23 protein-coding genes and 1 pseudogene are annotated in these 26,478 nt (G+C 63.4%); 13 read left to right on the forward strand and 11 right to left on the reverse strand.

Annotation, left to right across the window (positions count from 1 at the left end; genetic code table 11):
- Nucleotides 1-3: 3 nt before the first annotated feature.
- The 4 genes from nahK to CAG11_RS11780 form a co-directional block, all read right to left on the reverse strand.
- Entirely contained in the window at nucleotides 4-2,667 is a 2,664-nt protein-coding gene (gene nahK, locus CAG11_RS11765) for a hybrid sensor histidine kinase/response regulator NahK/ErcS' (protein WP_085596453.1), read from the reverse strand.
- Entirely contained in the window at nucleotides 2,597-3,760 is a 1,164-nt protein-coding gene (gene nosP / locus CAG11_RS11770; protein ID WP_085596454.1) for a nitric oxide-sensing protein NosP, read from the reverse strand. The genes nahK and nosP overlap by 71 nt, the downstream gene beginning before the upstream one ends.
- A gap of 186 nt (nucleotides 3,761-3,946) precedes the next feature.
- Entirely contained in the window at nucleotides 3,947-5,131 is a 1,185-nt protein-coding gene (locus tag CAG11_RS11775; protein WP_085596455.1) for a porin, read from the reverse strand.
- A 209-nt stretch (nucleotides 5,132-5,340) separates the two neighbouring features.
- Nucleotides 5,341-6,378: an Ldh family oxidoreductase gene (locus tag CAG11_RS11780; RefSeq protein ID WP_085596456.1), complete on the reverse strand. Its 1,038-nt coding sequence runs from the start codon at nucleotides 6,376-6,378 to the stop codon at nucleotides 5,341-5,343.
- Between the two features lie 132 nt (nucleotides 6,379-6,510).
- Here CAG11_RS11780 and CAG11_RS11785 point away from each other — a divergent pair, with 132 nt between their 5' ends.
- From CAG11_RS11785 to CAG11_RS11810, 6 genes are all read left to right on the forward strand, one after another.
- Complete coding sequence (locus tag CAG11_RS11785) at nucleotides 6,511-7,386, forward strand: MurR/RpiR family transcriptional regulator (RefSeq protein WP_085596457.1); 876 nt, start codon at nucleotides 6,511-6,513, stop codon at nucleotides 7,384-7,386.
- A gap of 16 nt (nucleotides 7,387-7,402) precedes the next feature.
- Nucleotides 7,403-8,155, forward strand: coding sequence for a transporter substrate-binding domain-containing protein (locus CAG11_RS11790; protein WP_085596458.1), 753 nt, complete (start codon nucleotides 7,403-7,405; stop codon nucleotides 8,153-8,155).
- Nucleotides 8,156-8,228: 73 nt separating this feature from the next.
- Complete coding sequence (locus tag CAG11_RS11795; protein WP_068584345.1) at nucleotides 8,229-8,948, forward strand: ABC transporter permease; 720 nt, start codon at nucleotides 8,229-8,231, stop codon at nucleotides 8,946-8,948.
- A complete protein-coding gene (locus tag CAG11_RS11800; protein WP_085596459.1) occupies nucleotides 8,945-9,655 on the forward strand; it encodes an ABC transporter permease in 711 nt (236 codons plus the stop codon). The genes CAG11_RS11795 and CAG11_RS11800 overlap by 4 nt, the downstream gene beginning before the upstream one ends.
- Nucleotides 9,656-9,700: 45 nt before the next feature.
- Entirely contained in the window at nucleotides 9,701-10,942 is a 1,242-nt protein-coding gene (locus CAG11_RS11805; RefSeq protein WP_085596460.1) for an FAD-binding oxidoreductase, read from the forward strand.
- A gap of 16 nt (nucleotides 10,943-10,958) precedes the next feature.
- The gene (locus CAG11_RS11810; RefSeq protein WP_085596461.1) at nucleotides 10,959-11,759 is read left to right on the forward strand and encodes an amino acid ABC transporter ATP-binding protein; all 801 of its coding nucleotides are present in this window, start codon (nucleotides 10,959-10,961) and stop codon (nucleotides 11,757-11,759) included.
- Nucleotides 11,760-12,943: 1,184 nt separating this feature from the next.
- On the opposite strand, the gene CAG11_RS11820 is transcribed toward CAG11_RS11810, so the two are convergent.
- The gene (locus CAG11_RS11820) at nucleotides 12,944-14,782 is read right to left on the reverse strand and encodes a DUF4209 domain-containing protein (protein ID WP_085596463.1); all 1,839 of its coding nucleotides are present in this window, start codon (nucleotides 14,780-14,782) and stop codon (nucleotides 12,944-12,946) included.
- Nucleotides 14,783-15,234: 452 nt separating this feature from the next.
- Here CAG11_RS11820 and CAG11_RS11825 point away from each other — a divergent pair, with 452 nt between their 5' ends.
- Together CAG11_RS11825 and CAG11_RS11835 are read left to right on the forward strand one after the other, a co-directional pair.
- Nucleotides 15,235-15,516 carry a hypothetical protein gene (locus tag CAG11_RS11825; protein ID WP_085596464.1) on the forward strand — a complete coding sequence of 94 codons (282 nt, stop codon included), beginning with the start codon at nucleotides 15,235-15,237 and terminating at the stop codon, nucleotides 15,514-15,516.
- 529 nt (nucleotides 15,517-16,045) lie between these two features.
- Nucleotides 16,046-16,447, forward strand: a complete 402-nt coding sequence (locus tag CAG11_RS11835) for a type II toxin-antitoxin system HicB family antitoxin (protein WP_085596465.1) — start codon at nucleotides 16,046-16,048, stop codon at nucleotides 16,445-16,447.
- A gap of 154 nt (nucleotides 16,448-16,601) precedes the next feature.
- On the opposite strand, the gene CAG11_RS11840 is transcribed toward CAG11_RS11835, so the two are convergent.
- Nucleotides 16,602-18,005, reverse strand: coding sequence for a PLP-dependent aminotransferase family protein (locus CAG11_RS11840; RefSeq protein ID WP_085596466.1), 1,404 nt, complete (start codon nucleotides 18,003-18,005; stop codon nucleotides 16,602-16,604).
- 87 nt (nucleotides 18,006-18,092) lie between these two features.
- Here CAG11_RS11840 and CAG11_RS11845 point away from each other — a divergent pair, with 87 nt between their 5' ends.
- From CAG11_RS11845 to CAG11_RS11855, 3 genes are read left to right on the forward strand one after another with little or no spacing between them, the layout of a single operon-like run.
- Complete coding sequence (locus CAG11_RS11845) at nucleotides 18,093-18,539, forward strand: GNAT family N-acetyltransferase (protein WP_053136458.1); 447 nt, start codon at nucleotides 18,093-18,095, stop codon at nucleotides 18,537-18,539.
- Nucleotides 18,536-19,156, forward strand: a complete 621-nt coding sequence (locus CAG11_RS11850; protein ID WP_085596467.1) for an FMN-dependent NADH-azoreductase — start codon at nucleotides 18,536-18,538, stop codon at nucleotides 19,154-19,156. Before CAG11_RS11845 ends, CAG11_RS11850 begins: the two co-directional genes overlap by 4 nt.
- A gap of 27 nt (nucleotides 19,157-19,183) precedes the next feature.
- Nucleotides 19,184-19,615: a carboxymuconolactone decarboxylase family protein gene (locus CAG11_RS11855; RefSeq protein ID WP_085596468.1), complete on the forward strand. Its 432-nt coding sequence runs from the start codon at nucleotides 19,184-19,186 to the stop codon at nucleotides 19,613-19,615.
- A gap of 743 nt (nucleotides 19,616-20,358) precedes the next feature.
- Here CAG11_RS11855 and CAG11_RS34490 read toward each other — a convergent pair.
- The 4 genes and pseudogenes from CAG11_RS34490 to CAG11_RS11870 all read right to left on the reverse strand — a co-directional run bounded on the left by CAG11_RS34490 (nucleotide 20,359) and on the right by CAG11_RS11870 (nucleotide 24,098).
- On the reverse strand, nucleotides 20,359-21,222 hold the full coding sequence (locus tag CAG11_RS34490; protein ID WP_371857893.1) for a methyl-accepting chemotaxis protein: 864 nt from the start codon (nucleotides 21,220-21,222) through the stop codon (nucleotides 20,359-20,361).
- Nucleotides 21,214-21,984, reverse strand: a pseudogene (locus tag CAG11_RS34495) (MCP four helix bundle domain-containing protein); the annotation flags it as partial. The gene CAG11_RS34490 and the pseudogene CAG11_RS34495, both read right to left, overlap by 9 nt.
- A 715-nt stretch (nucleotides 21,985-22,699) precedes the next feature.
- Nucleotides 22,700-23,254, reverse strand: coding sequence for a hypothetical protein (locus CAG11_RS11865; RefSeq protein WP_085596470.1), 555 nt, complete (start codon nucleotides 23,252-23,254; stop codon nucleotides 22,700-22,702).
- A 187-nt stretch (nucleotides 23,255-23,441) separates the two neighbouring features.
- Entirely contained in the window at nucleotides 23,442-24,098 is a 657-nt protein-coding gene (locus CAG11_RS11870; protein ID WP_085596471.1) for an O-methyltransferase, read from the reverse strand.
- 102 nt (nucleotides 24,099-24,200) lie between these two features.
- Between CAG11_RS11870 and CAG11_RS11875 the strand changes: the two genes are divergently transcribed.
- Together CAG11_RS11875 and CAG11_RS11880 are read left to right on the forward strand one after the other, a co-directional pair.
- Nucleotides 24,201-24,866 (forward strand): TetR family transcriptional regulator, encoded by a 666-nt coding sequence (locus CAG11_RS11875; RefSeq protein WP_085596472.1) that lies wholly within the window; start codon nucleotides 24,201-24,203, stop codon nucleotides 24,864-24,866.
- 202 nt (nucleotides 24,867-25,068) lie between these two features.
- Entirely contained in the window at nucleotides 25,069-25,497 is a 429-nt protein-coding gene (locus CAG11_RS11880; protein ID WP_085596473.1) for a type II toxin-antitoxin system HicB family antitoxin, read from the forward strand.
- A 207-nt stretch (nucleotides 25,498-25,704) separates the two neighbouring features.
- On the opposite strand, the gene CAG11_RS11885 is transcribed toward CAG11_RS11880, so the two are convergent.
- Nucleotides 25,705-26,409 (reverse strand): glutathione binding-like protein, encoded by a 705-nt coding sequence (locus CAG11_RS11885; protein ID WP_085596474.1) that lies wholly within the window; start codon nucleotides 26,407-26,409, stop codon nucleotides 25,705-25,707.
- Nucleotides 26,410-26,478 lie beyond the last annotated feature (69 nt).

Here is a 26,478-nt window from a genome sequence, read left to right on the forward strand (position 1 = left end):
GCCTCAAGCCTCAAGCTTGGAACTTGCCGCTTGCAGCTTGCCGCTCAACAAATGGCTGATGGCGGTCTTGAGTTTCATCGGCCGTACCGGCTTGTGCATCAGGGTGTGGCCCAGTTCGCGCAGTTGCTGCTTGAGGTCGTTGCTGTAGTTGGCGGTGATCATCATCGCCGGGATCGCCAGGGCGCGGCGGGCGTTGATCCGCGCCACGGCGTCGATGCCGTTGCGCTGCTGGTCCAGGTGGTAGTCGGCGATCAGCAGGTCGGCCTCGGCCCGGTAGTCATCCACCTGGCGCGCCAGGTCTTCCTCGGACAACGCCGTGACCACCTGGCAGCCCCAGCCTTCGAGCAGGGTGCGCATGCCGGCGCAGATCGCGGCATCGTTATCCAGCACCCAGATCCGCGCGCCCTGCAAACGCTCCAGCGGCGCCGCCCGTCCTTCCAGGCACGGTGTAGGTGGCGGCGCGCTGGCGCTGATCGGCACTTGCACGCTGAACACCGAACCGCGCCCAGGCCAGGAACGCACGTCGATGCGGTGGCCGAGGATCCCGGCGATTTTCTCGACGATGGCCAACCCCAGGCCCAGGCCCCGGTCCTGGTCGGGGCGCTGTTCATCGCCGCGCTTGAACTCCTGGAAGATTTCCTCCAGCCGCTCGGCGGCGATGCCCAGGCCACTGTCCCAGACCTGGATCGACAGCCAGCGGCCCTGGCGCCGGCAGCCCAGCACCACCCGACCCTGGCGGGTGTAGCGGATGGCATTGCTCAACAGGTTGCGCAGGACCCGCGCCAGCAGCTGGATGTCGCTGCGCACCAGCGCCGAGCAGGCCACGAAGTGCAGCTCCAGGCCCTCGCTGCGGGCCACCTGGGCATATTCGGCGGCCAGGTTGTCCAGCAGCTCGCCGAGGGCGAAGGGTGCGATATCGGCCTTGATCACCCCGGCATCCAGCTTGGAAATGTCCACCAGGGTGCCCAGCAGGTTTTCCACGTCCTCCAGGGAATTGCTGACATTGCGCACCAACGCCTGGCTCGCCTCGGGATCGCGACGCTCCAGCAGGGCACTGGTGAACAGCCGCGCGGCGTTCAGCGGTTGCAGCAAATCGTGGCTGACCGCGGCCAGGAACTTGGTCTTCGACAGGTTGGCCCGCTCGGCTTCGCCCTTGGCCTCGCGCAGGCGCGATTCGACCCGGCTGCGCTCCTCGATCTCGCGCAGCAGTTGCTGGTTGAGGGTGGTCAGCTCGGCGGTGCGCTCGCGCACCCGCAGCTCCAGGTTCTGGTAGGCCTGGTGCAGGGCCTCGGCGGTGCGCCGGCGCTCGGTGATGTCGCGGATCAGCACGAAGATCCCCACCACCTCGCCACTGGCCAGGCGGTTGGGCACGTAGGAGCGCAGCATGTAGCGCTCTTGATGGTTGATGTTGGTCTCGGGGAACTCGAAGGTCACGCTCTCCCCGGCCAGCGCCCGGGCGATGTAGGACTCCAGGCGCTGGTAGTGCTGCTCGCTGTGCGCCTCGCGCAGGCTCTGGCCGAGCATCACGCCCCGCGGCCAGCAGTACCACTCTTCGTAGACCTTGTTGGTGAATTCGTACACCAGGTCGGCATTGAGGTAGGCGATCAGCGCCGGCACCTGATCGGTGATCAGGCGGATCCAGCGTTCGCTCTCGCTCAGGGCCTCGGCATGCCGGTAGCGCTCGGTGATGTCGGTGAAGGTGTTGACGAAACCACCGGTGGGCAGCGGATGGGTGCGGATCTCCAGGACCCGGCCATCGCTCAGGCGCTGCTCGCACTCGTGGATCGGCCGACCATTGGCATCGCGGCTGTCGGGGCTGAGCAGGCTCAGTTCGCTGTCACCGATGACCTCGGCAAACAAGCGATGCGCGGCCACCGGCGCCAACCCGCTGAGTTCCAGGAAGCGCCGGTTCCACAACTCCAGCACGCCCTCGGCGTTGACCATGGCCACGCCCTGGGAGAGGTTGTCCACCGCCCGTTGCAACAGGTGGGACTTTTGCGCCACTGCCTGCTCGCGGCGCTGGGTCTCGCTGTGCTTGACCTCGGTGATGTCGGTGAACAGGATCACCCGCCCACCCTCGCGGGTCGGCCGTTCGCTAACCTGCAGCCAGCGGCCGTTGTGCAGGCGATACAACAGGTGTTCGTCACCGCCGCTGCGCGGCTCTTCGCTGAACAGCCCGGTGCTGGTCAGCAACCGCCGGACCTCGGCCAGGCGCATGCCGGCCATGATCCGCACCCGGCTGTGGGCCCAGAAGGCGCGAAAGCGACTGTTGAACAGGACGATGCGCTGCTCCTGGTCGAACAGCACGAAGGCGTCGGAAATGCTCTCGATGGCATCGATCAGGTGCTGGTGGGCGGTCTCGGCCCGCAACCGCGCCTCGCTGAGCAAATGGTTGCCGGCCTTGAGCTCGGCCATGGCCTGGTTCAGTGCGTCGGTGCGTTCGCGCACCTGTTCGGCCAACACCACCGAGTGCTGGAATGCCGCATAAGGATCGTTGCCCCGGGTGATGCCGGACTCGACCCGCTCGATCAGCGCGTCGTTGATCCGCCGCAGCTTGCGGTTCTCCCGTTGCAGGCAGTCGATACGGGCTTGCAGTTCAGCGACGGGCCGCAGTTCGGCTGCGGGCAATGGCGACCCCGGTGAAGGTCTGGTTGATGTGCATGCCATTGAACTGTTCTCCGTAGGTGTTGAACCCCATCACCCGCTGCTCGCGCAGGAAGGCGCCGATACGCTCCAGGCCGCCCTGGTCCTCCAGCTCCAGGCGGCGCAGGAAGCAGTCGCAGCCGATGGTCAGCAGCAAGCTGCCCAGGCGTTGCTGCAAGCCGTCGAACAAGGCTTGCAGGTTGGGCAGCAAGGGGCCGGGAGTCATGGCGGTAAGCACGATGCCGTTCTCCACCGCGCAGTAGAAACTCAGGCTCAGGTCCGGGTGCACCTGCTGCACCGCACGCACGTAGTAGTGCTGGTTGATCCGCACCGCCAGCGGATGGGCGGCGAATACCCGGTGGTCGAGGTGCGCCAGCGGTACGCCGATGAGCCGCGCGTACTCCTCGGCGGCCGGCTCGGCGTTCAGCTCATAGACCCGGCGCAAAGTACTGTCGACGCCGGTGACCACCAGTTTTTCCGTCCGGGGCTGGATGTGGTGGGTGGTGAACACCTCGAAATCCAGCCAGGTGTTGACCAGCACCACCACCGCCGCACCGCTGTGGAACTCCCCGCCGAAGTACACGTGGGTGTGGGTCAGGTAGTTGTCGTCGCCGGCCGAGCCGCCGAAATGCGGGATATCGCCCAGGGCCGCGCTGAGGGCCGCCAGGACCATTTCCTCGCGGCTCGACAAGCCATCCAGCAGGGTCAGGGCGAAGGTGTTGCCCTTGATCGGCGCCAGGGTGTTGCTGCGACAGCCGCCCACCAGGCGCTCGACCATGCGCTGGGCGTCGATCAGGCTGAAATGCTCCATCTGGTCGATCAGTTCGGCGGCGATGGAAAAGTGCCGGTGGTCGAAACCGATGGCGGTCACGCAGTTGCGCCCGTAGCCCAGGGGGGTGATTTCCCCGGCGCTGGTGCAGCCCACCAGGGGGATGCCGCCAAAGCCCTGTTGCAGGGCCTGGCCGAGGGCTTGCAGCGGGTATTCGGCGGAGCAGAAGAACAGCACGAAGCCCAGGTGCGGATGCAGCAGCTGGCGGGCCAGGTCTTGGGCCACCTGCTGCGGATCGCCGGCCTGGGACATGGCGCTGACCACGCCCTCGCTCTGGGCTTGCTGCATGGTTGTCTCCGGCGCGGATTGGTTAGGCTCGCAAGTGTACGAAGCGCCCGGCCGGCCACGAATGCTACTTGGGTAGCGGATGGCCAGTTCCATGGGCGTAGGCGCTGGCCACAGGTTTTTTTACAACCGGCCGCAGTAACGGATGCAAACCACTTGCAGCTGGCAACTGGCGGCTTGCCGCTGCCGTTACCAGGTCAGCACTGCGCCCACGGCGAAGGTGTTGGTGTCTTCGTTCTGGGCGCTGCCGCGATGGCCATCGATCTGGAACTGGTTGTACTCGGCCACCAGCTTGAGGTTGTCGTTGATGTCATGGAACAGCGCGACGCCGCGCGTCTGGTAGTCGGCGCCGCTGCCCACCACGCCGTTGCCGTCGTCACGGGTCTTGCCATAGGACAGCGCCAGGCGGTTCTTGCCCAGCTTGTACGAGCCCTGCAGCAGGTAGCCGCGGCTGTCGACATTGCGCAGGGTGGCCTTGCCGGCGTTGTTGGTGAAGAAGGGGTTGATGCCCCTGGCCTGGAACCCCGAGCCGGTCAGGGACAGCCCGCCCATCTTGGCTTGCAGGCCGTAGCCCAGGCCCTTGGAGGTTACCGAGCGCACCTCGGGGTCGGTGTTGTCGGAGGTCTGGTAGCTGCCGTTGAGCCAGCTGTAGAACTTGGCCCCGCCCAGGTCGAACTGGTAGGTGATCTCGCTCTCGGTGCGCGGGTTCTTCTGGTAGGCCTTGCCCAGGGTGCTGCTGTCGTTGGTGTCCACCGGATCGAGGATGCCCACCGCCACCCGCAGGCCGTCCATCAACGGGCTGCGGTAGGTGATCTGCGAGGTGGGAAAGGGATAGGGATAACCGCTGCCGATATTGCCGAACGACACCCCGCCGCCATCCACCAGCCCCAGGCTGTCGCTGACCTGGCCATAGCCTGCGAGCATCTCGTCGAGCAGGATGTTGGAGCGGGCGAACAGGCCGAAGTCCTTGCCGATCAGCACTTCGCCCCACTCCGGGTTGGCCACGGTGCCATAGAACTGGCGCACGTCGATGGCGGTGTCGGTGCCGTTGTCCTGGCTGTCGTTGATGGTCACCCAGAACGAGGCCCGGGCGCCGAGCTTGAGGTCGTCCACCTGCCTGCCCATGTTGAAGCCCAGGTAGTTGGGCAGAAAGCCCATCTTCACCCGCGCCTGGCGCCGGTCGTACTGCTCGCCGGCACGGTCGACCTTGCTGTTGACGTAGAAGGCGTTGACGTAGCCGTCGGTGGAAAAGGTGGTCTGGTCCTTGTCGTAGAGCATGATCTGGGCCTGGGCGGCATTGCCCAGGCCCAGGGTCGACAGGCCGGCGATCAGGGCCGGGAACAGAGGGTGCTGGCGATTCTTATTGTTGTGCATGGCGCGCTCCGCATTCGGGGGACGAGATGTCGGAGGCGATTATCAAAAGGCGCCGCAAGCGCCCATAGGCTGCCTTGGGGGCAAGTGGCCGGTGCTTTGGAGGGGCTGGAGAGGAGCGGCCGTTTCGGTCCACGACCTGCCCCGCTACCGGCCCCCTACCTGGAGTAACACCAAGGGCTCATGGACCCGGATGCGAAGGGATGAAGCCCTTAGTCGTCGCCCGCCAGGCCCCGCAGCCGCGCCAGTTCGGCGGTGGCCAGGGGAATGCCCTCTTGCAGGGATCTGGCCCGGGTGCGGTAGCGCCGGTCACCGGGCAGGCGCTCCAGGCCCACGGCCTGCATCTGCTGTACCAGCTCCTGGCTGCGCTGGGCGAAGCGGCCACCGCCGCAGTGGCTGGGGTCGATGACGATCAGCAACTGGCCGGTCCAGGGCGTCTGTGCCCCGGGATGTCGGGACCAGTCGAACTCGAAGGAGAAGTTGCCTCCGGTCAGCGCCGCCGCCAGCAGCTCCACCATCATCGATAGCGCCGAGCCCTTGTGCCCGCCAAAGGGCAACAAGGCGCCGCCGTCGAGGATCGCCGCCGGATCGCAGGTGGGCTGGCCGTCACGATCCACCCCCATGCCCTCGGGCAGCTGCTGGCCCTGGCGCTTGGCGATCTGCACGTCGCCATGGGCAATGGCGCTGGTGGCCAGGTCGAAGACGATGGGCTCGGCGCCTTCGCGGGGCGCGGCGAAGGCAATCGGGTTGGTGCCGAACAGCGGCCGCTGGGCGCCGTGGGGCACCACGCAGGTCATGCTGTTGACCAGGCTCAGGGCCACCAGGCCCTCTTCGGCGAAGGGCTCGACATCCGGCCAGAGCGCAGCGAAGTGATGGGAATTACGGATCGCCAGCACCGCGATCCCGGCGCTGCGGGCCTTGCTCACCAGTGCCTCGCGGGCCGCCGCCAGGGCCGGCTGGGCAAAGCCGCCCCCGGCATCCACCGCCACCACACCGGGGGCCACATCCTCGACTTGCGGCACGGCCTGGCCATCGACCCAGCCGCTGGCCAGGGACGACAGGTAGCCGGGAATGCGGAACACCCCGTGGCTGTGGGAGCCGTCGCGCTGGGCCCGGGCGCAGTTGTCCGCCAGGACCCGGGCCACCTCGGCGCTGGTGCCGTGGCGCAGGAAGATACGTTGCAGAAGATGGGTCAAGGCCGATAGGTCGAGGTACTCGCTAGCGGCCTGCGCCAGGGGGGCGTCGGACATGGGTGGCTCCATTGGAATTGTTATTGGAAGGCACCTGACTATCGCGTCACGCCAGTTAACTGTCAAACATTGACTTAATGACAGAAAACATCCATTTTTCATTGCCAACGGCCCACAACAACGAAAATAGCCATGAGCCAACCGATCAAGCAACGCCTTGAAAGTGCCCTGTCCGGTACTACCGCCTCAGGCCGGGCAATCGCCAGCTACATGCTGGCCAACCTCCATGAACTGCCGTTCCAGACCGCCGCCGATGTGGCCGGCAAACTGGGGCTCAGCGAGTCCAGCGTCGGGCGCTTCTGCCGCGCCATCGGCTACAGCCATTTCAAGGATCTGAAGAACGACCTGAAGAACGACCTCGGCGAAGGGCCGTGGCTGGTGGGCGATCGCTTGCAGGAGTTTCGCCAGCAACCCAACCCCACCGGCCAGGGCCTGCCGCGCAGCTTCGAGCTGGAAGTCGGCGCGCTGATGAAGGTCTATGAATACAGCCTGACCCCGGCCTGGCAGCAGGTGGTGCAACGCCTGGCCAGCCGGCCGCGGGTGTTCGTCGCCGGCTTCCAGACCGAGCGCGGCATCGCCGTGTGCATGGTCCACCTGCTGCAATACCTGCGCGACGGCGTGCAGCTGGTGGACGGTTCCGCCGGGCACTTCGCCGAGGTGCTGCTGGCCCCGCCCACCGACTGCGCGCTGGTGGTGTTCGAGGCCCGGCGCTACTCGCGCCACGCCCTGGCCCTGTGCCACAAGGCCCGTGCGGCCGGGATTCCGGTGACACTGGTGACCGATACCTTCTGCGATTGGGCCGAGCAGAACGCCGATGAGGTGTTTCGCGTGCCCACTGAGTTCAACCTGTTCTGGGAGTCCACCGCGGCGATGCTGTCGCTGGTGCACCTGCTGGTCAACCAGGTGTGCAAGCACCTGGGGCCCGAGGTGGAAAAGCGCCTTGAAGCCACTGCCGCCCTGCATAACGAGTTCGTTGGCTACACATCCTCCACCCGAGCAAAACAATAAATAATCGAGGTGCTCCATGAAAAACGTCGTTCGCTTCGCCAGTGCCTGCGTCATGGCCGTCGCCGCTACCGCGGCCCAGGCCGAGGTCTTGAAGATCGCCACCGAAGGCGCCTACCCGCCCTTCAACTACGTGGACTCCAGCAACCAGCTGCACGGCTTCGACGTGGACATCGCCAACGCCCTGTGCGAGCGGCTCAAGGTGCAGTGCCAGATCGTCGCCCAGGACTGGGAAGGCATCATTCCGGCGCTGATGGCCAAGAAGTACGACGCCGTGGTGGCCTCGATGATCGCCACCGACGAACGCAAGAAAAAGATCGCCTTCACCAACCACTACTACCGCACTCCGCTGTCGGTGGCGGTGCCCAGGGACTCGGACATCACCGACGCCCAGACCGACTTCAAGGGCCGTACCGTGGGCGCGCAATCGTCCTCGACCCAGGCCATCTACGCCGAGGACCACTACGGCCCGGCCGGGGCCGACGTGAAGTTCTACCCGACCCTGGACGAAGCCAACAGCGACCTGGCCGCCGGGCGCATCGACGGGGTGATCGCCGACAAGTTCCCGCTGCTGGCCTGGGCTGAAAGCGCCGGCAAGGATTGCTGCAAGATCATCGGTGACGTCAACGGCACCACCGCCGACGCCTCGATCGCCGTGCGCAAGGAAGACAACGCCCTGCGCGAGCGCCTGAACCAGGCCCTGGACGAGATCGTCGCCGACGGCACCTACAAGAAGATCTCCAGCCGCTACTTCGCCTTCGACATCTACTGATCCGCCGCCACGGTGCCGCGCCGCCCTGGCGCGGCGACCGGCTGCACGAAGCTTTGCGCAAGAGGGTCCGAGCATGTTCGAACAGCTGTCTCTTCTTTCCCTGGCCAGCGGCGGCTGGGGCTCGGCCTTGTTGGCCGGGGCCCTGGTGACCATCGCCCTGGCACTGGCCTGCGTGCCCATCGGCCTGCCCCTGGGGCTCGCCGTGGCCCTGGCCGCCCGCTCGAAAAACCGCTGGGCGCGAGCCTGGGCCACCAGCTTCTCCACGGTGTTTCGCGGCCTGCCGGAGCTGTTGACCCTGCTGATCATCTACTACGGCTGCCAGATCGCCGCACAGAAGATCCTCGCCGCCCTGGGCTACCCCGGCGAGGTGGCGATCAATACCTTCGTCGCCGCGATGATTGCCTTCAGCCTGGTGTTCGCCGCCTTCTCCAGCGAGATCTGGCTGGCGGCGTTCAAGACCCTGCCCAAGGGCCAGTACGAAGCCGCCAGCGCCCTGGGCCTGTCGCGGCGCACCACCTTCAACCAGGTGCTGCTGCCGCAACTGACCCGCATCGCCCTGCCGGGCCTTTCCAACAACTGGCTGTCGCTGCTCAAGGACACCTCGCTGGTGTCGACCATCTCCCTGGTGGACCTGATGCGCCAGACCAACCTGGCAGTCAGCGTGACCAAGGAGCCGATGCTGTTCTACACCGTGGCCTGCCTGGGCTACCTGTTGTTCTCGGCGTTGTCCGGGCAGTTGTTCGGCTTTCTCGAACGGCGCTTCAGCCGCCATCAACGGAGCCTGCAACCATGAACCTGGATCAATGGCTGAACCTGGTGCTCAACCAGGAACTGCTGGAGCGCTACGGCCCGCGCTTTATCGACGGCCTGCTGGTGACCGCCAAGCTGGTGGCGATTTCCTTCAGCCTCGGCGCCCTGCTGGGCCTGCTGATCGCCCTTGGGCGGCTGTCCGGCAACCCGCTGCTGCGGCGCTTTACCGGGGCCTATGTGTACTTCTTCCGCGGCTCGCCGCTGCTGGCCCAGCTGTTCATGCTGTATTACGGCCTGGGCTCGTTCAAAGGCTTCTGGCAGGACGTGGGGCTATGGTGGTTCTTTCGCGAGGCGTGGCTCTGCACCCTGCTGGCCTTCACCCTGAACACCGCCGCCTACCAGGCGGAGATCCTGCGCGGCAGCCTGCTGGCGGTGGCCCAGGGGCAGCGTGAAGCCTGCCAGGCCCTGGGCCTGTCGCGCTGGACGGCTTTTGGCAAGGTGATTTTGCCGCAGTCGCTGCTGGTGGCCATCGGGCCTTTGGGCAACGAGCTGATCCTGATGATCAAGGCCAGCGCCATCGCCTCCCTGGTGACCCTCTACGACTTGATGGGCGTGACCAAACTGGCCTTCTCCCGCAGCTTCGACTTCCAGATCTACCTGTGGGCCGCGGTGCTGTACCTGGTGATCGTCGAGGTGGTGCGGCGCAGCCTGAAATACCTGGAAGGCCGTCTCGGCCGGCACTTGAACTGAACCCTTGGGAGCCCGCGCACGGCCCCCCGCAGTAAGGATAGAACCATGCATTGCCAGACCATCGTCTTGGGCGCCGGGATCGTCGGCGTCAGCACCGCCCTGCACTTGCAGGCCCGTGGCCGCGAAGTCGTGCTGCTGGACCGCCAGCCGCCGGGCAACGGCACCAGCCACGGCAACGCCGGGCTGATCGAACGCGCCAGCGTGATCCCCTACGCCTTCCCCCGGGAAGTGACCAAGCTTTTGCGCTACGGCCTCAACCAGCAATCGGACGTGCGCTACAGCCTGCGCCACCTGCCCAAGGCCGGCCCCTGGCTGCTGCAATACTGGCGCCACTCCTCGCCCCAGGGTCTGGCCGCCGCCACCCGCGCCATGCTGCCGCTGATCGAACAATGCGTCAGCGACCACCTGGCCCTGGCAGAGCCGGCGGGCATGCTCGGGCTGATCCACGACGGCGGCTGGCTCGAAGCCTTCAACGACCAGCAAGCCTTCGACAGCGCCCAGGCCGCCGCCGCGGACCTGGCCCAGTACCAGCTCAACTACCGGGTGCTGGACCGCGAGCAGATCCACGCCCTGGAACCCGGCCTGCACGGCGACGTGGTGGGCGGCCTGCACTGGCTCGATCCCAAGACCGTCAGCGACCCCGGCGGCCTGACCCGCGGCTACGCCGAACTGTTCAAGCAGCGCGGCGGCCAGTTCGTCATCGGCGATGCCCTGAGCCTGGCCCAGGTCGAAGGCGGCTGGCAGGTGCAGGGCGAACAGGGCCCGATCAGCGCCCAGGAAGTGGTGGTCGCCCTCGGCCCGCAAGCCGCAGGCCTCTTCGAACCCCTGGGCTACCGCATCCCGCTGGCGATCAAGCGTGGCTACCACATGCACTACGCCGCCCTGCCCGGCAGCGAGCTGCGCCACCCGATCCTCGACCCGGTGGGCGGCTACGTGCTGGCGCCGATGGTGGGCGGCATTCGCTTGACCACCGGCATCGAATTCGCCGACCCGAGCGACCCGATCAACGAAATCCAACTGCGCCGCTGCGAGGCCCTGGCCCGGCAGTTCTACCCCCTGGGCGAACGCCTCGACGCCGAACCCTGGCTGGGGCGCCGCCCCTGCCTGCCGGACATGTGCCCGGTGATCGGCCCGGCGCCGCGCCACCCGGGGCTGTGGTTCAACTTCGGCCACGCCCACCACGGCCTGACCCTGGGCCCGGTCAGCGGTCGCCTGCTGGCGCAACTGATGACCGGCCAGACACCCTTCACCGACCCTGCCCCCTATCGCGCCGAGCGCTTCAACTGACCGTCGGAGACCTGCCATGCTGACCCAGACCGCCCCGCTGTCCGCCGTGCCCGAACCCGCCGCCCGCGCCACCATCGACCGCCGCGAAGTGGTGATCGATATCGCCGGGCTGAACAAGTTCTACGGCGCCTTCCATGTGCTGCACGACATCGACCTCAAGGTCCGCCAGGGTGAACGCATCGTCCTCTGCGGGCCTTCCGGCTCCGGCAAATCGACCTTGATCCGCTGCATCAACCGCCTGGAAATCGCCGAAAAAGGCCGGATCCTGGTGGACCGCACCGACCTGGCGCAAAACACCCGCGAAGCGGCCAAGGTGCGCAGCCAGGTGGGCATGGTATTCCAGCACTTCAACCTGTTCCCGCACATGAGCGTGCTGGACAACTGCACCCTGGCCCCCACCACCGTGCGCGGCCTATCGCGCAAAAAAGCCGAAGAACTGGCCCGCAGCTTCCTGGCCAAGGTCGGCATCGAAAGCCAGGCCGGCAAATACCCCAGCCAACTGTCCGGCGGGCAGCAACAACGCGTGGCCATCGCCCGGGCGTTGTGCATGGAACCGAAGATCATGCTGTTCGACGAACCCACCTCGGCGCTGGACCCGGAGATGGTCAGTGAAGTGCTGGATGTGATGGTGAAACTGGCCGACAGCGGCATGACCATGCTGTGCGTGACCCATGAGATGGGGTTTGCGCGGCAGGTGGCGGAGCGGGTGTTGTTTCTAGATGGTGGGCGGATTGTGGAGGATGCGCCGCCGGAGGCGTTTTTTGCGGCGCCCAAGAGTGAGCGGGCGAAGGCGTTTCTTGCGCAGATTGTGCATTGAGGTTGGGGGTAGGTTCGTTGCTGCGGGTGTGGCGGCGTCCTGCAACGAGTCAGGTTGGAGTTCCAGAGTGAGCCAGGGGCCCCGCGAACTTACTGTGGCGAGGGAGCTTGCTCCCGCTCGGCCGCGCAGCGGTCGTAAAACCTGAGGTTGCGGTCTTTTTAGTGTACATATCCATTGCTGCGGTCACGGCGGCTTAGGGTTCCGCTCTTACAGCGGGTCACTTTGGAAAGAGCCCAAAGTAACCAAAGGCTCTCTGCCCCTCCACTCGGTGCCTCGCCTAGGCTCGGCATGCCAGAACGAAGGCATTGATCCGTGGGCCGCCGCCACCGGCCATCCATGGCCGGAGGGCGGCTAACCCGGCATCCTTGCCGGTTTACCCACGGCTCAATGCCTGCGTTCGGCCATCGTGTTTAAAGGGGCAGGCAGATCAAAAGCCAAAGCAAGAGCAAGAGCAAGAGCAAGAGCAAGAGCAAGAGCAAGAGCAAGAGCAAGAGCAAGAGCAAGAGCAAGAGCAAGAGCAAGAGCAAGAGCAAGAGCAAGAGCAAGAGCAAGAGCAAGAGCAGACGGCGGCCTACCGGCCGGCCTGTTTTGTTGTCGTTCACATTCTCTGTAGGAGCTGCAAAGCTACGAAAACATCTGGAGTAGCCTCTAAGCGCCCTTCACGAAGCATGAAAAAAGTTAAATCGACCAACCGAAAACATTGCGTACAACAATGATCACAGCCAGTAAATAACTATTAACTATCATTCATGACAGACAGCTATCGACTGTGAATTCAACCGGTCGATGCAACACAACTAAATTCCGTTTAAGCAGAAAGAGCATTAAAGAGAAAACCCTTTTTCACCCTCATAATACCATAACAACTTGCGACCAACGATCGATCAAACCCCTCATCAATCCAGAAACAGCAACTCAAATAATATCTGATGGTGCGTATATTGGTTGAGGGTATATTCGGAGGTACTACGACCGCCCATAGTAATGAGAGCGATGAATTCAAGGTACGAAGGACAAAGAGATATCTACAGTACCCAGTCCGCCAACTGCCCGTACATGAAAATGCGGGTCGTGTCCGCCCCCGCACTTTTTCCAACAAATCCGCCGAAAATCTCAAGTTACCAAGGTCCCACTCTTGGGAGCATCGGAAGGGTGTGGCGTCTGATTTTCCAATACCGCTAGGCTCATGGTTTAGAACTTTCCCCAAGCGTTTCGGCACTAGTGAAATCGGTCGATCGTCGCTGTACAAGCTTTGATGTGATTACGCAGTATTTCAACAGCAGCCACCATGCATATAGCACGTCTGTGCCAAACAGGCCCTCATCATCAATCAGGCCATGTGCTACTTCGTTGCGTAGATTCGTTCCGAGAGGGTCAACCAGCAAACCCTGTAGCTCAAAGACTCCATCCGATCCAAAGACCTGGAGTGCTTCAGGAGTTTCGAGAAGAACACTTAACGGTCTTTCCGGTTGTACTCCACCAGGTTCTAGCATTGAAGTAGCACCACCCATCGACTCAACGACATGCCGAATAATAGCTTCGAGTTGTGGCATCACAAGATGCGATGCTATGAGCATGTCCCCTTGGAAACCAGCTACTAATGCACGAAGTATGCTCTCGATATGTCCTGGGGGTACCCACGGACTATGCTGAATCAAACCTAATATATCGAGCCGGTCCGGAAAGTGTGCAGCCAAAATCTCCATTCGAGCGGGCTCCAAGGCTCCTTGGACGTTAAGCCCTCTTCCTAGGCGCGCGGTGCTGTACAGCCTCCAACGTAGTCCATCGTGCTTGATATCGTCAGTAGCGCCATCAAGTCCGGGAGCCCGGGCAACCACTCGACCGCGAGAATTAACGATCTCGCTGGACATCAAACTGCCCAGAACCGAGACACGAGCTTGATCCTTGACGCCTTGGATCAGTTTAGGGATTGATGGCGGTGCAGCCATGTTAATCAAGGAGATTACAGCGTCATGCAAGCTTTTATCACGTACAGCCGCCCTTGAGTTTAGGACCATCTCGGTTAGGTCGATGCTAGTGGAAATTGGCTTGAAATCATCCAAGGAATCTTTCTGCAGTTTCAACAACTGATCATGCAGCTCTGCCGCACGTTCGCGTCCACCTGGAGCTTGACGCATGGATTCTACTGCGTCTGACAAAATTGACGCAGCAGCCATCGCTCCGCGTCCAGTCTGGATCCGAGCCAGTTCAGATTCTTTGACCAATGATTCTGCCGAGTTTCTAAGGGCGGCACCTTCTCCCTCCAGATCACCTGAGATGCGCAGGCAATCAGCTACCAGTTGATAGTAGTCTTTCGCACGCCAGTGGTTTTTTTCTGCATCAGCGGCTGCCGCTGCCGCACGAGCATATTCGGCGTACTGCTTCGGCTCACCGTGTTTGAACTCCAGAAGCAGTCGCGTGAGGCGCAATGTTAAATAAAGAGGATCCTTTCCTTGATGCCGGTGCAGCATGGACTCAATTCCGTTTAAAACCTTTAGTCGCAACTCGGCTCCGCCTTTGCCCAATCCTGCAGAGAGGCGCAAAGATCGCTCTAAACGCTCAAGGCATGCTGGCCAATCAGTCGGACTTTCAAGCCTCAATGCTGATTCAACATACGCATCAACAGCGCCCAGAGCAGCGGGAAATGAACGAGCTTGAATCCATATCAGATCCAAAAGTCTTGCTCGAAGTTCTGGGTCTTTGAGAGCGAGTGCCCACGCCTGCAGTTCACGAAGCTTATCTTTCGGGAAATCTGTCGGAACAGCGCTCCGATGACCGCCCATCACAAACATTGGACCAAAAGGCTCAGACGGCTGTGATGCGTGAAGCATCATTGATAGTGATTCACCAATAAAGCGTAAACCTTCCAGTTGAGTAGGACTCCACCGAGCTTCTTCCTTTTCCAAACGGGAAATTTCACTTTGAAAACTGCAGCAGTCGAAGTCTGTTACACCTTGAAGCAGGCTGTCCAAGTCAAGAGATGACAAGGTTTCTTCAGTGATGAGCTGCCAATTCAGTGGCATACGTTATCTCCATGTAGGTCTGTCGAAATGCTTAAGGTCGCCTCGAGAATGGTGAGCACATGCATAGCATGCATTGAACCACCCCCAGATTCTTTAGACACCTTCAATCTCATTGACACACAAAGAGTCATACCGTGGCCAACGCAATGACACAACCACTCAAACACCCCCACCAATACACAGTTGCACCACTCAAGCTCCGCCCCTATAGTTCGCCCTTCGCGGCAAAATCCGCGAACGACCTTGGCCGGTCGAATTACAACGACGCATCAGCGTCCAAAACACCATTGCAGACGCTTTTTTTGTGCCTGCGATTCTGTGTTATGGCGGCTGTGTGCGGGACACCTTCGGGTGTGCCGGTGTCGTTGTTACCGGTCGGCCAACCCTCACACAGCTGCCACCCTCAATTTGCTTGGCCGCAGATGGTGGAAGCTCTACAACGAGTAACGACCATGGACGATCAATCGGTTTCCCGCTTCTCCCCCGTCGATACCCACGACGCCAACCAAGCCGTTTTCTACCTCGACACCCAAGCCTCTCTGAGCGATCTGGCCAGCAGTGCGGCCCATCGTTTCACCGTGGTGCGGGATCTGATGGACACGCTGTCCACGCTTAACCTGAAAAACATTTCCGACTGCGATCTGGCGCGGGTCACCCGAGGGGTGCATCTGCTCACCCGGGAGGGTTGCGCGGTGCTGGAGGTGATTCAGTGGCGAACAGCGCTGGAGAGCTAAGCGCGACTCAACAAGCGCATAAAACGCGCTTGGTTTTGCTTCAGCCTTTGATCTGGCTTTGGCTTTTTGGCTTTTGATCTTGATCCACCTGCCCCTTTAGACACGATGGCCGAACGCAGGTATTGAGCCGTGGGTAACCCGGCAGGACGCCGGGTTAGCCGCACTGGGCCATGGATGGCCCATTGCGGCGGCCCACGGAGCAATACCGGAGAGAGGGCATGCCGAGCCTAGGCGAGGCACCGAGTGAGGGGGCAAGAGCCCTTTGGTTACTTTGGGGCTGTTCCAAAGTGACCCGCTGTAAGAGCGGAACCGATAGTGGCCGCACCCGCAGCAACGGATATGTACTCGTACGGCGGATCGGATACCGAGATAATCCACGTGAAATACATAGGCAGGTTTGGCTAGGACTGCGTCCTCGTACGCAGCCTCGCTGCGCTCGACAGCGGCTACAGGTGACGGTCAGGGCCATCCGAAAACTGGCCGAACTGATATAGCGCCTGCCCCCTTCACACCTATTGAGGAGATCCCCATGCAATATCCCATCTGCATCGAATGGGGCGACGAACACACCGCCACCGGCATCCAGATTCCCGACATCCCCGGCGCAGTCACCGCCGGCGACACCTTCGAGAGCGCCTACAGCGCCGCCATCGAGATCGCCCACGTCATGCTCGAAGAACTGGCCCGCGCCGGGCAAACCATTCCCCTACCCTCACCCACGAGCAAGCACCGCGCCAACCCCGATTTCACAGGCATGGGCTGGGGCATGCTGGACATCGACATCACGCCGTACCTGGGCAAGACCGAGAAGGTCAACGTCACCCTGCCCGGTTATGTGATTCAGCAGATCGACCGCTTTGTCCGTGAGCACAACATCAAGAGCCGGTCGTCTTTCCTGGCCGATGCCGCGCTGGAAAAGCTCGGGCGCTGAGAGCAGCTACAGGGGATAGGCCAAGCGGTATGAGGGCTGTTGTGGTTGCTGCGCAACCCAGCGGGAGCAAGCTCCCTCGCCACAGGGGTGGCGGCCTGCCAAATGAATGGGGCTACCGTAGAAAAAACGCCAGCCTCAGCGGTCACAGCCCCTTTCAGCTGATGACCTGAGCCAACCGCCTCGCCACGCCCACCGCCTGCTCCGCACTGCCCACATTGGTAAACCCCATCACCAACCCCTGCCTAACCCCCTCCCCCAGGTACCACTGCGACAGCGGCTCCACAGCGATGCCCTGCGTCCAGGCCCGCTGGGCAATCTGCACATCGTCCCCCTCCGCCAAGCCGGCCACCACATGCATGCCCCCGGCCTGCGGGTCTATCTGCAACCGCCCCGCCAACTGCTGGTGCAACGCCTCAACCAGCCATTGCCGCCGACGCGCATACAGGCCACGCATCTTCTTCAAGTGCCGGGCAAAGTGCCCCTCGTTGAGAAAGGCCGCCACCGTCGCCTGCAGCAGCTGAGGGCAGTGATTGTGCAAGCGATCCGCCTGCCGGGCGAACGCCTGGGCCTGTTCGGCGGGCACCACCAGGTAGGCCAGGCGCAACCCTGGAAACAATACTTTGCTGAAGGTGCCGGTGTAGAGCACGCGGCCCTGCTGGTCGAGGCTCTTGAGGGCCGGCAAGGGCTTGCCCTGGTAGCGGTACTCGCTGTCGTAGTCGTCCTCGATGATCCAGCTGCCCTGGCGGTTGGCCCAGTCCAGCAGAGCCAGGCGCCGCGGCAGAGACAGCGACACCCCCAGCGGGCTCTGGTGGGTCGGGGTGACCACGGCAAAATCGGCCTCTGGCGCGCGGGCGATGCCTTGGGCGACGTCCAGGCCCTGATCGTCCACGGGCACCGGCACCAGCTGGGCGCCGGCCGCCAGCAGTGCGCTCCGGGCCATGAAGTAACCGGGCTCTTCCAGCCAGCAGGTGGCTCCTTTGTGCATCAGCGTGCGGCTGATCAGGTCGAGGCAGGCGCGGTAGCCGGCGCAGACGAAAATCTGTTCCGGCTGGCAGCTGATGCCCCGGGAAATCCCCAGGTAGGACGCAATGGCCGCCCGCAACGGCGCATAGCCTCGCGAGTCCGGATAGACGAAGCCTTCGGCGCCCGCCTGGCGCAATTGTCGGCCTGCGAGACGGGTCCAGAGCTTGCGCGGAAAGGTATCCAGCGCCGGCAGGCCCATTTGCAGCGCCAGCGGCGGCGTGCCGGCGTGGGTGGCCTGGTAGGCCGTGGCAGCCACCGGGGCATGCGGCATGGGCGCGGCAACCGGCACCAGCTGCGGCGTAACAATGGTCCCGGCGGCTCCGCGCGCCGTCAGGTAGCCCTCGCCCATCAGCAGTTGGTAAGCCGCCTCCACAGTGCCACGCGCCAGGTTCAGTTCCGCCGCCAGGGCGCGCACCGCCGGCACCCGGTCTCCCGGACGCAAGCGGCCATCGGCGATGGACTCGCGAAACCGTTGATAAAGCTGGCGATAGATCGGCGCCGTCTGGCTGCGGTCCAGTTCGAATGCAAGCATCATGGCCTAGTCATTTATGCACTTTTTGGCTCTACAGCTTAAGCCATCGTCCTTCTAAGGTGGGTCATCTCTTTTCAGTGGATGACGAACATGCCCTACACCCTTCAACACCTCGACAGCGAAGAGGCCTTTGCCGCCAGTTTCGACTTGATGCGCGTCCTGCGCCCACACCTCACCACCCCCGCGGCCTATAGCGCGCAACTGGCTCGGCAAGCCGCGCAGGGCTACCGCTTGCTCGCCGCGTGGGACGCTGAGCGCATCGTCGGCCTGGCGGGTTACCGCGAAATGGAAAACCTGCTCTACGGGCACTTCATCTACGTCGATGACCTGGTGGTGTGCCCACAGCTTCAGCGCAGCGGCGTGGGCGCCCGGCTGTTGAGCGCCGTGCGGGATGAGGCCGTGCAACGTCAATGCGAGCACTTTGTGCTGGATACCGGCCTGCACATGCCCCTGGCCCAGCGCTTCTATTTTCGCCAGGGGTTGCTGGCCCGTGGCATGCACTTCACCCAGCGCCTGCGCGGTGAGGAGCCGGCATGAACAACCTGCTGCTGATCAACGCCAGCCCCCACGGCCAGGGTTCCCACGGGCACCAGCTGGCCCTGGAACTGGCGAGCGCCCTGCGCCAACGGCATCCGCACCTCGAACTGCTCGAACGCGACCTGGTGGCGCAACCGCTGCCACCGCTCGGCCTGGACTACGCCCACGCCCTGACCACCGCCACGCCCTTCGACGCGCCGCTGTTCGAGGTGTCCGAAGGGTTGATTCGTGAGTTGGAGCGCAGCGATGCCCTGGTCATTGCCACGCCGATGCACAACTTCACCCTGCCGGCCGCGCTCAAGCTCTGGGTCGATTATGTCCTGCGCATTCACCGCACCTTCAGCGCCCTCCCGGAGGGCAAGGTCGGCCTGCTCAAGGACCGCCCGGTACATGTGCTGGTGAGCTCCGGCGGCGTTCACCAAGGCGAACGGGCACGCCAACCGGACTTCCTGACACCCTACCTGCGCCACGTGCTTAACACCCTCGGCCTGTTCGACCTGCAGTTCACCTACCTCCAAGGCTTGGTGTTCGGGGACGACGCCGTGCGGCAAACCATCCAAGAAGCCCGCACTGCACTGTTCTCCAACCCCCTGTTCACCCCCCTCGTGGGTGCCTGATCACTTTTTCCCTACCGGAGTTTCAGCATGAGCCAACTCAGACTGCCCTTTGCCACCCTGTCGCCTGCCGCCTATCAAGGCCTGCTCGCCACCAACACCGCGCTCGCCGCCAGCCCACTCGGCTTGCCCTTGCTGGAACTGGTGTACTTGCGCGTATCGCAGATCAACGGCTGCTCGTTCTGCCTGGGCAAGCATTCGCAGACCCTGCGCGAGAGTGGAGTGGCGCAAGACAAACTGGACTGCCTCGCCGGCTGGCGCGTCAGCGAACTGTTCAACGACCGCGAACGCGCCGCCCTGGCCTGGGCCGAAACCCTCACCTACGTCCACGACAAAGGCGCGCCGGACGAACTGTACGAACCACTGAAAGAACACCTGAACGACGTCGAAATCTCCGACCTGACCCTGGCCGTGTCCTTGATGAACGCCTTCAACCGGCTGGCGGTGGGCATGAAGCTCTAAGGGCGAGGTCGCCCGTGGGCCAGATCACGAGGGTTGGGCTGAACAACACGGCAGACGCCCTGGCGACTCCAGCCGAGCCGAGCACAACCTTCGGCCGTGACGACAACAGCTTCACCTGGCTTTGGCTTTGGCTTTGGCTTTGGCTTTGGCTTTGGCTTTGGCTTTGGCTTTGGCTTTGGCTTTGGCTTTTGATCTTGATCCACCCGCCCCTTTAGACACGATGGCCGAACGCAGGTATTGAGCCGTGGGCAACCCGGCAGGACGCCGGGTTAGCCGCCCCCGGCCATGGATGGCCGGGGGCGGCGGCCCACGGATCAATGCCGGAGAGAGGGCATGCCTCGCTATGCGAGGCACCGAGTGAGGGGGCAAAGAGCCTTTGGTTACTTTGGGTTGGCCGGCATTCCGGGCTTTCCAAAGTGACCCGCTGTAAGAGCGGAACCGCCAGTGGCCGCACCCGCTGCAACGGATATGTACACAGAACCGCATAAAGCCAGGAGAAAAGCATGAGCAGGTTTGGCGAGGACTGCGTCCTCGTACGCAGCCTCGCTGCACTCGACAGCGGCTACAGGCTTCTCAGCGTGCCCAAGATCGGAGCCCCAACCATGGATAGCTGCACAAAACTGCATGAGGTCAGGTGAAAAGCATCGCCAGGTTTAGCAAGGACTGCGTCCCCGTACGCAGCCTCGCTGCACTCGACAGCGGCTACAGGCTAATGGGGCGGCTCCCCATAGGCAGCACCACGCTTAGACCTTGAACCGCGCCACCAACCGATTCAACTCCGTCGCCAGATTGGCCATCTCCCCACAGGCACTGGCCGTCTGACTGGCCCCCGCCGAACTCTGGACCGACAGCTCACGGATGCTGGTCAAGTTCTGGTCGGCCTCGCGGGCCACCTGCGCCTGCTCCTCCGAGGCAGTGGCGATCAACAGGTTGCGCTCGTTGATCTGGGTGATGGCCTGGGCGATCTGCTTGAGCGACTGGTCGGCGTTCTGCGCCACCGAGATCGAGTTGTTGGCCATTTCCGCGCTGACGTTCATGGCGCTCACCGCCTGGGTCGAGTCGGCCTGGATCGCGCTGATCATCTGCTCGATCTCCTGGGTCGACTGCTGGGTCCGGTGGGCCAGCGCCCGCACCTCGTCGGCCACCACCGCAAAGCCACGGCCCTGCTCACCGGCCCGCGCCGCCTCGATGGCGGCGTTGAGGGCCAGCAGGTTGGTCTGCTCGGCGATGGCGCGAATCACCTCCACCACCTTGCTGATGTCCTGGGCCCTGCTGGACAAGGCCTTGACCTGCTCGCCAGTGCTGGCGACGTTGCCGGCCAGGCCTTCGATGGCTTTGAGGGTCTGGGCCACGTTCTCGATGCCGGAGCGGGTGAACTCCAACGACTCGCGGGAAGACTGCGCGGCGGCCTCGGCGTTGCGCGCCACTTCATCCACCGCAGCGCTCATCTGCGTCACGGCGGTGGCGGCCAGGCTGACTTCGTCGTTCTGCCGCACCAGCCCACGGCTGGCGTCTTCGGTCACCGCGGTCATTTCCTCCGAGGCCGAAGCCAGTTGGGTCGAGGAGTCGGCGATATGGGCGATGGTCTCCCGCAGGTTGGCCTGCATCTTCGCCAGTGCGGCCAACAGCCGGCCGGCTTCGTCGCCACCGCTTACCCCGATGTCCCGGGACAGGTCGCTGCCGGCGATGCGCTCGGCCACCGCCAGGGCATCGCCAATCGGCGCGGTGATGCTGCGGGTCAGCACCGCCGCCAGGGCAACGGTCAGTAGCACGGTGGCCACCAGCAGGCCGACCACCAGGCTCACGCCGCCGCTGTAGACCGAGGTCGCATGCACCCCGGCGCCCTTAGCCCCCTCGTCGTTGAAGTCCGAGAGCTTGTCCATCTTGTCCTGCAGGGAATTGGTCATGGGGCTGATGCGGGTATTGATCAGGGTGATGGCCGCGGCGTTATCGCCACTGCGCAGCAGCGGCTCCAACTCGTCCAGCAACTTGAAGTAGGCCTGCACGTCCCCAGCTACCGCCTGGTACAACTCACGCTCCGCCGAGCCGCTGATCAGCGGCACGTACTGGGTCAGGGTGCCCTGCAAGGTACTGCGATAACCGCCCAACGCGGCGATCCGGGTCTGGCGCTGCTGCTCGTCGGTGGTCACGGTGATGCGCAAGCTTTCCAGGCGCAGGCGCAGGGTGCCGGCCTTCATCTTGCCGATTTCCCGGATGCTGGCCATCCAGTTGTTTTCCACATCCTGCTCGGACTCGCGCAGCTTGCCCATCTGCAACACCGCGACCACTCCCAGGGCAAAGACCACCAGGATAATGAGTGAGAAAAACACGGCAGACCTGGGCGCGAGATTCATTGTCCTGACGTTCATTGGTTATCTCTCTTATAGAAAGCTCGATGGTTCGCGGTTGTACGTTATCGACGCCAGGGAATGGGACATGGCACCGATGCAAGGTTGGGCAAAACGGTGATGGCTACAGGCAATTGCACTTTGTCATCACGATAGATCCAGCCTCGTCACAAAACCATTTTGCTGGCGTGAATTTTTATGGTCTGAGGCGTGGGGGCAAGGCACGACAGGAGCCGCTCCACCGGCCTTGGCCTTGGCCTTGGCTTTGGCTTTGGCTTTGGCTTTGGCTTTTGATCTTGATCCACCCGCCCCTTTAAACACGATGGCCGAACGCAGGTATTGAGCCGTGGGCAACCCGGCAGGACGCCGGGTTAGCCGCCCCCGGCCATGGATGGCCGGTGGCGGCGGCCCACGGATCAATGCCGGAGAGAGGGCATGCCTCGCTATGCGAGGCACCGAGTGAGGGGGCAAAGAGCCTTTGGTTACTTTGGGTTGGCCGGCATTCCGGGCTTTCCAAAGTGACCCGCTGTAAGAGCGGAACCGCCAGTGGCCACACCCGCAGCAACGGATATGTACGCAAAATCGCGTAAGCAGGTTTAGCGAGGACTACGCCCCCGTGCGCAGCCTCGCTACGCTCGACAGCGGCTACAGGTTATCGACGTGTCCCGTATAAGAACGGAACCGCCAGTAGCCGCAACCGCCGCCAGCTCAACGACCAAGCACAGCCCTCCCGTCACTACCCCAGCACAACCCCACTGGCCCCAGCATCGGCCAATGCAAAAAGAAGATCCTCCACTGCCGGCGCCGGAGCAGACCCCAGGTCGATCTTCAACTGGAAGCCTTCGGCCGTCGGCTCAGGGTCGGAGATAAAGTGCACCACCCCTTGCAGCGCATCTTCGGTCGGTGGGTTTTCATCTTCCACATCGAACCACTCGAGAAACCAGGGGCCCATGACCTGCACAAGCGCCTCCTGGCCCAGGCCACGGACCTCCAGCGCCAGCCAGTCCCAGCCAAAGGGCGAGATGCGCACCGCCATCTGCTCGATCGCAAAACCCACGGGCTCGAAGGCCAGTTCGGACTCGGCATCGACCTGGACAGGTTCCCCGGCCGCAGCGCCCTCCTGCGCGATCATGTCGACCCGGCACGGCATGGCCATGACCCCTTCGGTGGCCAGTGAGCCGTCGCTGTTGCGGTAGGCGGGCTCGACGTAGGCGGCCCCTTGTGCAATCTGGCGGGCCAGCGTTTCAACATAGGGCTTGCGAATGGCGACAAGCAGTTCGGAGACGGTCATGAATCGGGGCTTCCCTGGCGGACTCGTCGCTGGGCAACCTGCGACGAGAAGATGATGGATGATGCAAAAAGCGGCGCAATTGTGCAGTGGGCGAGCGCCTGGCGTCCATGAAGACCGGTGATTGTTGGCGCTGGCCGCATACCTGGCAGGGGCCACCGCCCACCGGTGGCCCCTGGAACGCGGTGCATCAACCCAGGCGCATGCTCAGCTCGATATCATCGGCGAACGGCACCGACAGGTAGCCGTTCTGCGGCGCCCGGACGTGCGCCAGGTACTCGGGGCAGTAGTCGGTGTTGTCCGCCACCACCAGCGCGCCAGGTTTCAGGTGCGGTTCCACCAGCCCCAGGACCTCCCCATACAACGCCTTGGCGCCATCGAGCAGGAGCAGGTCGATGCTCTCCGGAAGGTCGCGGGCCAAGGTCACCAGCGCGTCGCCCTGGCGAATCTGCACCAGGTCGCCGACGCCAGCCTCGAGCATATGCTCGCGGGCCATGGCGACCTTCGAGGCTTCGAACTCGCTGCCGATCAGCACGCCGCCACCGTTGTCGCGCAGGGCGGCCGCCAGGTGCAGGGTGGACAGGCCGAACGAGGTGCCGAATTCGACGATGCTCCTGGCCTTGGCATTGCGTGCCAGCAGGTACAACAGCTTGCCGGTATCCCGCGAGACCGGCAGCCACAGGTCCTTGAGCAATCCGTAGAACTCGAGGTAGTCGGTCTTGCTGTGCATCAGCCGTTCGCGTTCTTCCCGGGGCAGGTTGTCGAGGGCCGGGCTGGTGGCGGCATCGGCCAGGGTGTAGAGGCGTTCGATCAAGCCCGCCAGGGGCTCGCAGGTGAGGGTCGTCATGCTGGTCTTCCATCGGATGGGTCTAAGATGTTGGGTCACGACCATGATGGGAGCGATTCGGCCCATCCGCTATTCGCATTCCCAGGCACATCCGAGCTGTCCATGAGCAAGCGCCAGAGCCCCCGTATTTCCTCACGCAAACAGCCTCAGCAGTCGCGCTCCACCGAGCTGGTAGCAGCGATTCTGCAGGCCGCCATTCAGGTTTTGACCCTACAGGGCGCCAAGCGCTTCACCACCGCGCGGGTCGCGGAAAAGGCCGGGGTGAGCATCGGTTCGCTGTACCAGTACTTTCCCAACAAGGCGGCGATCCTGTTCCGCCTGCAAAGCGATGAGTGGCTGCAAACCCGGCAGATGTTGAGCCGGATCCTCGACGACCAGGCACAAGCGCCCCTGGCGCGCCTGCGCAGCCTGGTGCATGCCTTCATCCGCTCGGAGTGCGAGGAGGCGCCGCTGCGCAGTGCCTTGAACGAGGCCGCGCCGCTGTATCGCGATGCCCCCGAGGCTGACGCAGCCCGTGCGGGGGGACGGCAGATCTTCACCGGTTTCATGCTCCAGCTGCTGCCCGATGCCAGCGAAGCGACCCGCGCCGCGGCCTGCGAGCTGATCCTTTCCACGCTCAGTTCGGTGGGCAAGGATTTCTCCAGCAAGCCCCACACGAAGAACGCCATGACCGAGCGCGCCGACGGCCTGGCGGACATGTTCAGCGCCTACGTCGTGGCGCTCGCCCAACCCGGGGCGGCGACCATGCCCGCCCCTGTCGACAGCTGAGGTTTTCAGGCTGTTGTTTGCCTGCCACTGCCGCTGAAACCTTGACCTAGAGCCCTGGACACAATCGTTCAAACATTGTTCCGACAGGGTTCGTTGTGCCGGCCTCGGCATCATTTTTATAGTGCGATCTGGCGGGGTCAGCCTGCCCTTGCAATTGCTTCTTTAAGGAATGAAGTCCGGCCCTACAGAAGGATGAGCAGCCATGTACGCATACCCTGTGATCATGAACCTGGAAAACGGCCACCCACGGATCAGCTGTGTCGACGTACCCGGCATGGCCTGCGTCGGCGATACGCCGGAGCAAGCCATGGCCGATGCGGTGATCGCCCTGGAGATGGCGCTGTCGTTGTATGTCATGCAGCGGATGGCGATTCCACTGCCCTCGCCCTGCCCTGCGGGGCAACAGCTGGTGCGCTTGCCGGCGCTGAGCGTGGCCAAGGTGGCGCTATGGAATGCCATGCTCAGGCAGCGGGTGAGCAAGGCGGAACTGGCCAGGCGCCTGGGGGTGAACCGGCCGCAGGTGGACCGGCTGGTGAACCTGCTGCACCGCTCGAAGATCGAGAAGGTGGAACAGGCACTAAGGGTGTTGGGATGGCGGATCGAGGTGGCGGTGGTAAAAGCCGCCGTGTAGCCGCTGTCGAGCTGGCGAAGCTGCGCACGGCCCGGCACGGGCCGCCAGGCCTGCCTGCGTGCGTGTAATAACTGACATACCGCGCCAGGCGATTTTGCGGCCGCTACGCGCCCGTACGCAGTCGCGCTGCGCTTGGCAGCGGGTACAGGGTTGCCGTCAATCCCGGGGGCATTGTCCGCTGCAGCCGCCAAGTCCCGTTCGGCCGGGTCAGGCCACCTTGGGTATCTCCAACCCGCGGATCACCGCCGGGCGCGCCACGAATTTCGCCAGCACTCGCTTGACCTCAGGGAAGTTGTCGATACCCACCAGCTCGCCGGCCTCGTAGAAGCCGAGCAGGTTGCGGATCCACGGGAAGGTGGCGATATCGGCGATGGTGTAGCGCTCGCCCATGATCCAGTCACGCCCTTGCAGGTGCTTGTCGAGCACCCCCAGCAGGCGCTTGGCTTCGTTCACGTAGCGCTCCAGGGGGCGCTTGTCCTCGTACTCCTTGCCGGCGAACTTGTTGAAGAAGCCCACCTGGCCGAACATCGGCCCGATGCCGCCCATCTGGAACATCAACCACTGGATGGTTTCATAGCGGGCCGCCGACTCCTGGGCCAGCAGTTGCCCGCTCTTGTCGGCCAGGTAGATCAGGATCGCCCCGGACTCGAACAGCGCCAGCGGTCGCTCGCCCGGGCCATGGGGATCGAGGATCGCCGGGATCTTGTTGTTGGGGCTGACACTGAGGAACTCGGGCGTCATCTGGTCCTGGGTATCGAAGCTGACCCGATGGGCCTCGTAAGGCAGGCCGATCTCTTCGAGCATGATCGAGACCTTGACCCCATTGGGGGTCGGCAGGGAGTACAACTGGATCCAGTCGGGAAATTGCGCGGGCCATTTCTGGGTGACGGCAAAAGCGGAAAGATCGGTCATGACAGGCTTCCAGTCTCAATCAAAAGGGGAACAGCGCCACAGGTGGGCAACCGCGGGGAATTATCCGCC

Source organism: Pseudomonas sp. B6(2017) (genome assembly GCF_002112765.1).
Lineage (GTDB): Bacteria > Pseudomonadota > Gammaproteobacteria > Pseudomonadales > Pseudomonadaceae > Aquipseudomonas > Aquipseudomonas piscis.

What these genes read in the sequence shown, in the direction of transcription:
- CAG11_RS11805 (WP_085596460.1), top strand. Translation starts at nt 9,701, where the DNA reads ATGCATTGCCAGACCATCGTCTTGGGCGCCGGGATCGTCGGCGTCAGC.
- CAG11_RS11835 (WP_085596465.1), top strand. Translation starts at nt 16,046, where the DNA reads ATGCAATATCCCATCTGCATCGAATGGGGCGACGAACACACCGCCACC.
- CAG11_RS11870 (WP_085596471.1), bottom strand. Translation starts at nt 24,098, where the DNA reads ATGACGACCCTCACCTGCGAGCCCCTGGCGGGCTTGATCGAACGCCTC.
- CAG11_RS11820 (WP_085596463.1), bottom strand. Translation starts at nt 14,782, where the DNA reads ATGCCACTGAATTGGCAGCTCATCACTGAAGAAACCTTGTCATCTCTT.
- CAG11_RS11800 (WP_085596459.1), top strand. Translation starts at nt 8,945, where the DNA reads ATGAACCTGGATCAATGGCTGAACCTGGTGCTCAACCAGGAACTGCTG.
- CAG11_RS11840 (WP_085596466.1), bottom strand. Translation starts at nt 18,005, where the DNA reads ATGATGCTTGCATTCGAACTGGACCGCAGCCAGACGGCGCCGATCTAT.
- CAG11_RS11845 (WP_053136458.1), top strand. Translation starts at nt 18,093, where the DNA reads ATGCCCTACACCCTTCAACACCTCGACAGCGAAGAGGCCTTTGCCGCC.
- CAG11_RS11790 (WP_085596458.1), top strand. Translation starts at nt 7,403, where the DNA reads ATGAAAAACGTCGTTCGCTTCGCCAGTGCCTGCGTCATGGCCGTCGCC.
- CAG11_RS11785 (WP_085596457.1), top strand. Translation starts at nt 6,511, where the DNA reads ATGAGCCAACCGATCAAGCAACGCCTTGAAAGTGCCCTGTCCGGTACT.
- CAG11_RS11825 (WP_085596464.1), top strand. Translation starts at nt 15,235, where the DNA reads ATGGACGATCAATCGGTTTCCCGCTTCTCCCCCGTCGATACCCACGAC.
- CAG11_RS11850 (WP_085596467.1), top strand. Translation starts at nt 18,536, where the DNA reads ATGAACAACCTGCTGCTGATCAACGCCAGCCCCCACGGCCAGGGTTCC.
- CAG11_RS34490 (WP_371857893.1), bottom strand. Translation starts at nt 21,222, where the DNA reads ATGCAGGCCAACCTGCGGGAGACCATCGCCCATATCGCCGACTCCTCG.
- CAG11_RS11780 (WP_085596456.1), bottom strand. Translation starts at nt 6,378, where the DNA reads ATGTCCGACGCCCCCCTGGCGCAGGCCGCTAGCGAGTACCTCGACCTA.
- CAG11_RS11875 (WP_085596472.1), top strand. Translation starts at nt 24,201, where the DNA reads ATGAGCAAGCGCCAGAGCCCCCGTATTTCCTCACGCAAACAGCCTCAG.
- CAG11_RS11810 (WP_085596461.1), top strand. Translation starts at nt 10,959, where the DNA reads ATGCTGACCCAGACCGCCCCGCTGTCCGCCGTGCCCGAACCCGCCGCC.
- CAG11_RS11795 (WP_068584345.1), top strand. Translation starts at nt 8,229, where the DNA reads ATGTTCGAACAGCTGTCTCTTCTTTCCCTGGCCAGCGGCGGCTGGGGC.
- CAG11_RS11880 (WP_085596473.1), top strand. Translation starts at nt 25,069, where the DNA reads ATGTACGCATACCCTGTGATCATGAACCTGGAAAACGGCCACCCACGG.
- CAG11_RS11865 (WP_085596470.1), bottom strand. Translation starts at nt 23,254, where the DNA reads ATGACCGTCTCCGAACTGCTTGTCGCCATTCGCAAGCCCTATGTTGAA.
- nahK (WP_085596453.1), bottom strand. Translation starts at nt 2,667, where the DNA reads ATGGCATGCACATCAACCAGACCTTCACCGGGGTCGCCATTGCCCGCA.
- nosP (WP_085596454.1), bottom strand. Translation starts at nt 3,760, where the DNA reads ATGCAGCAAGCCCAGAGCGAGGGCGTGGTCAGCGCCATGTCCCAGGCC.
- CAG11_RS11855 (WP_085596468.1), top strand. Translation starts at nt 19,184, where the DNA reads ATGAGCCAACTCAGACTGCCCTTTGCCACCCTGTCGCCTGCCGCCTAT.
- CAG11_RS11775 (WP_085596455.1), bottom strand. Translation starts at nt 5,131, where the DNA reads ATGCACAACAATAAGAATCGCCAGCACCCTCTGTTCCCGGCCCTGATC.
- CAG11_RS11885 (WP_085596474.1), bottom strand. Translation starts at nt 26,409, where the DNA reads ATGACCGATCTTTCCGCTTTTGCCGTCACCCAGAAATGGCCCGCGCAA.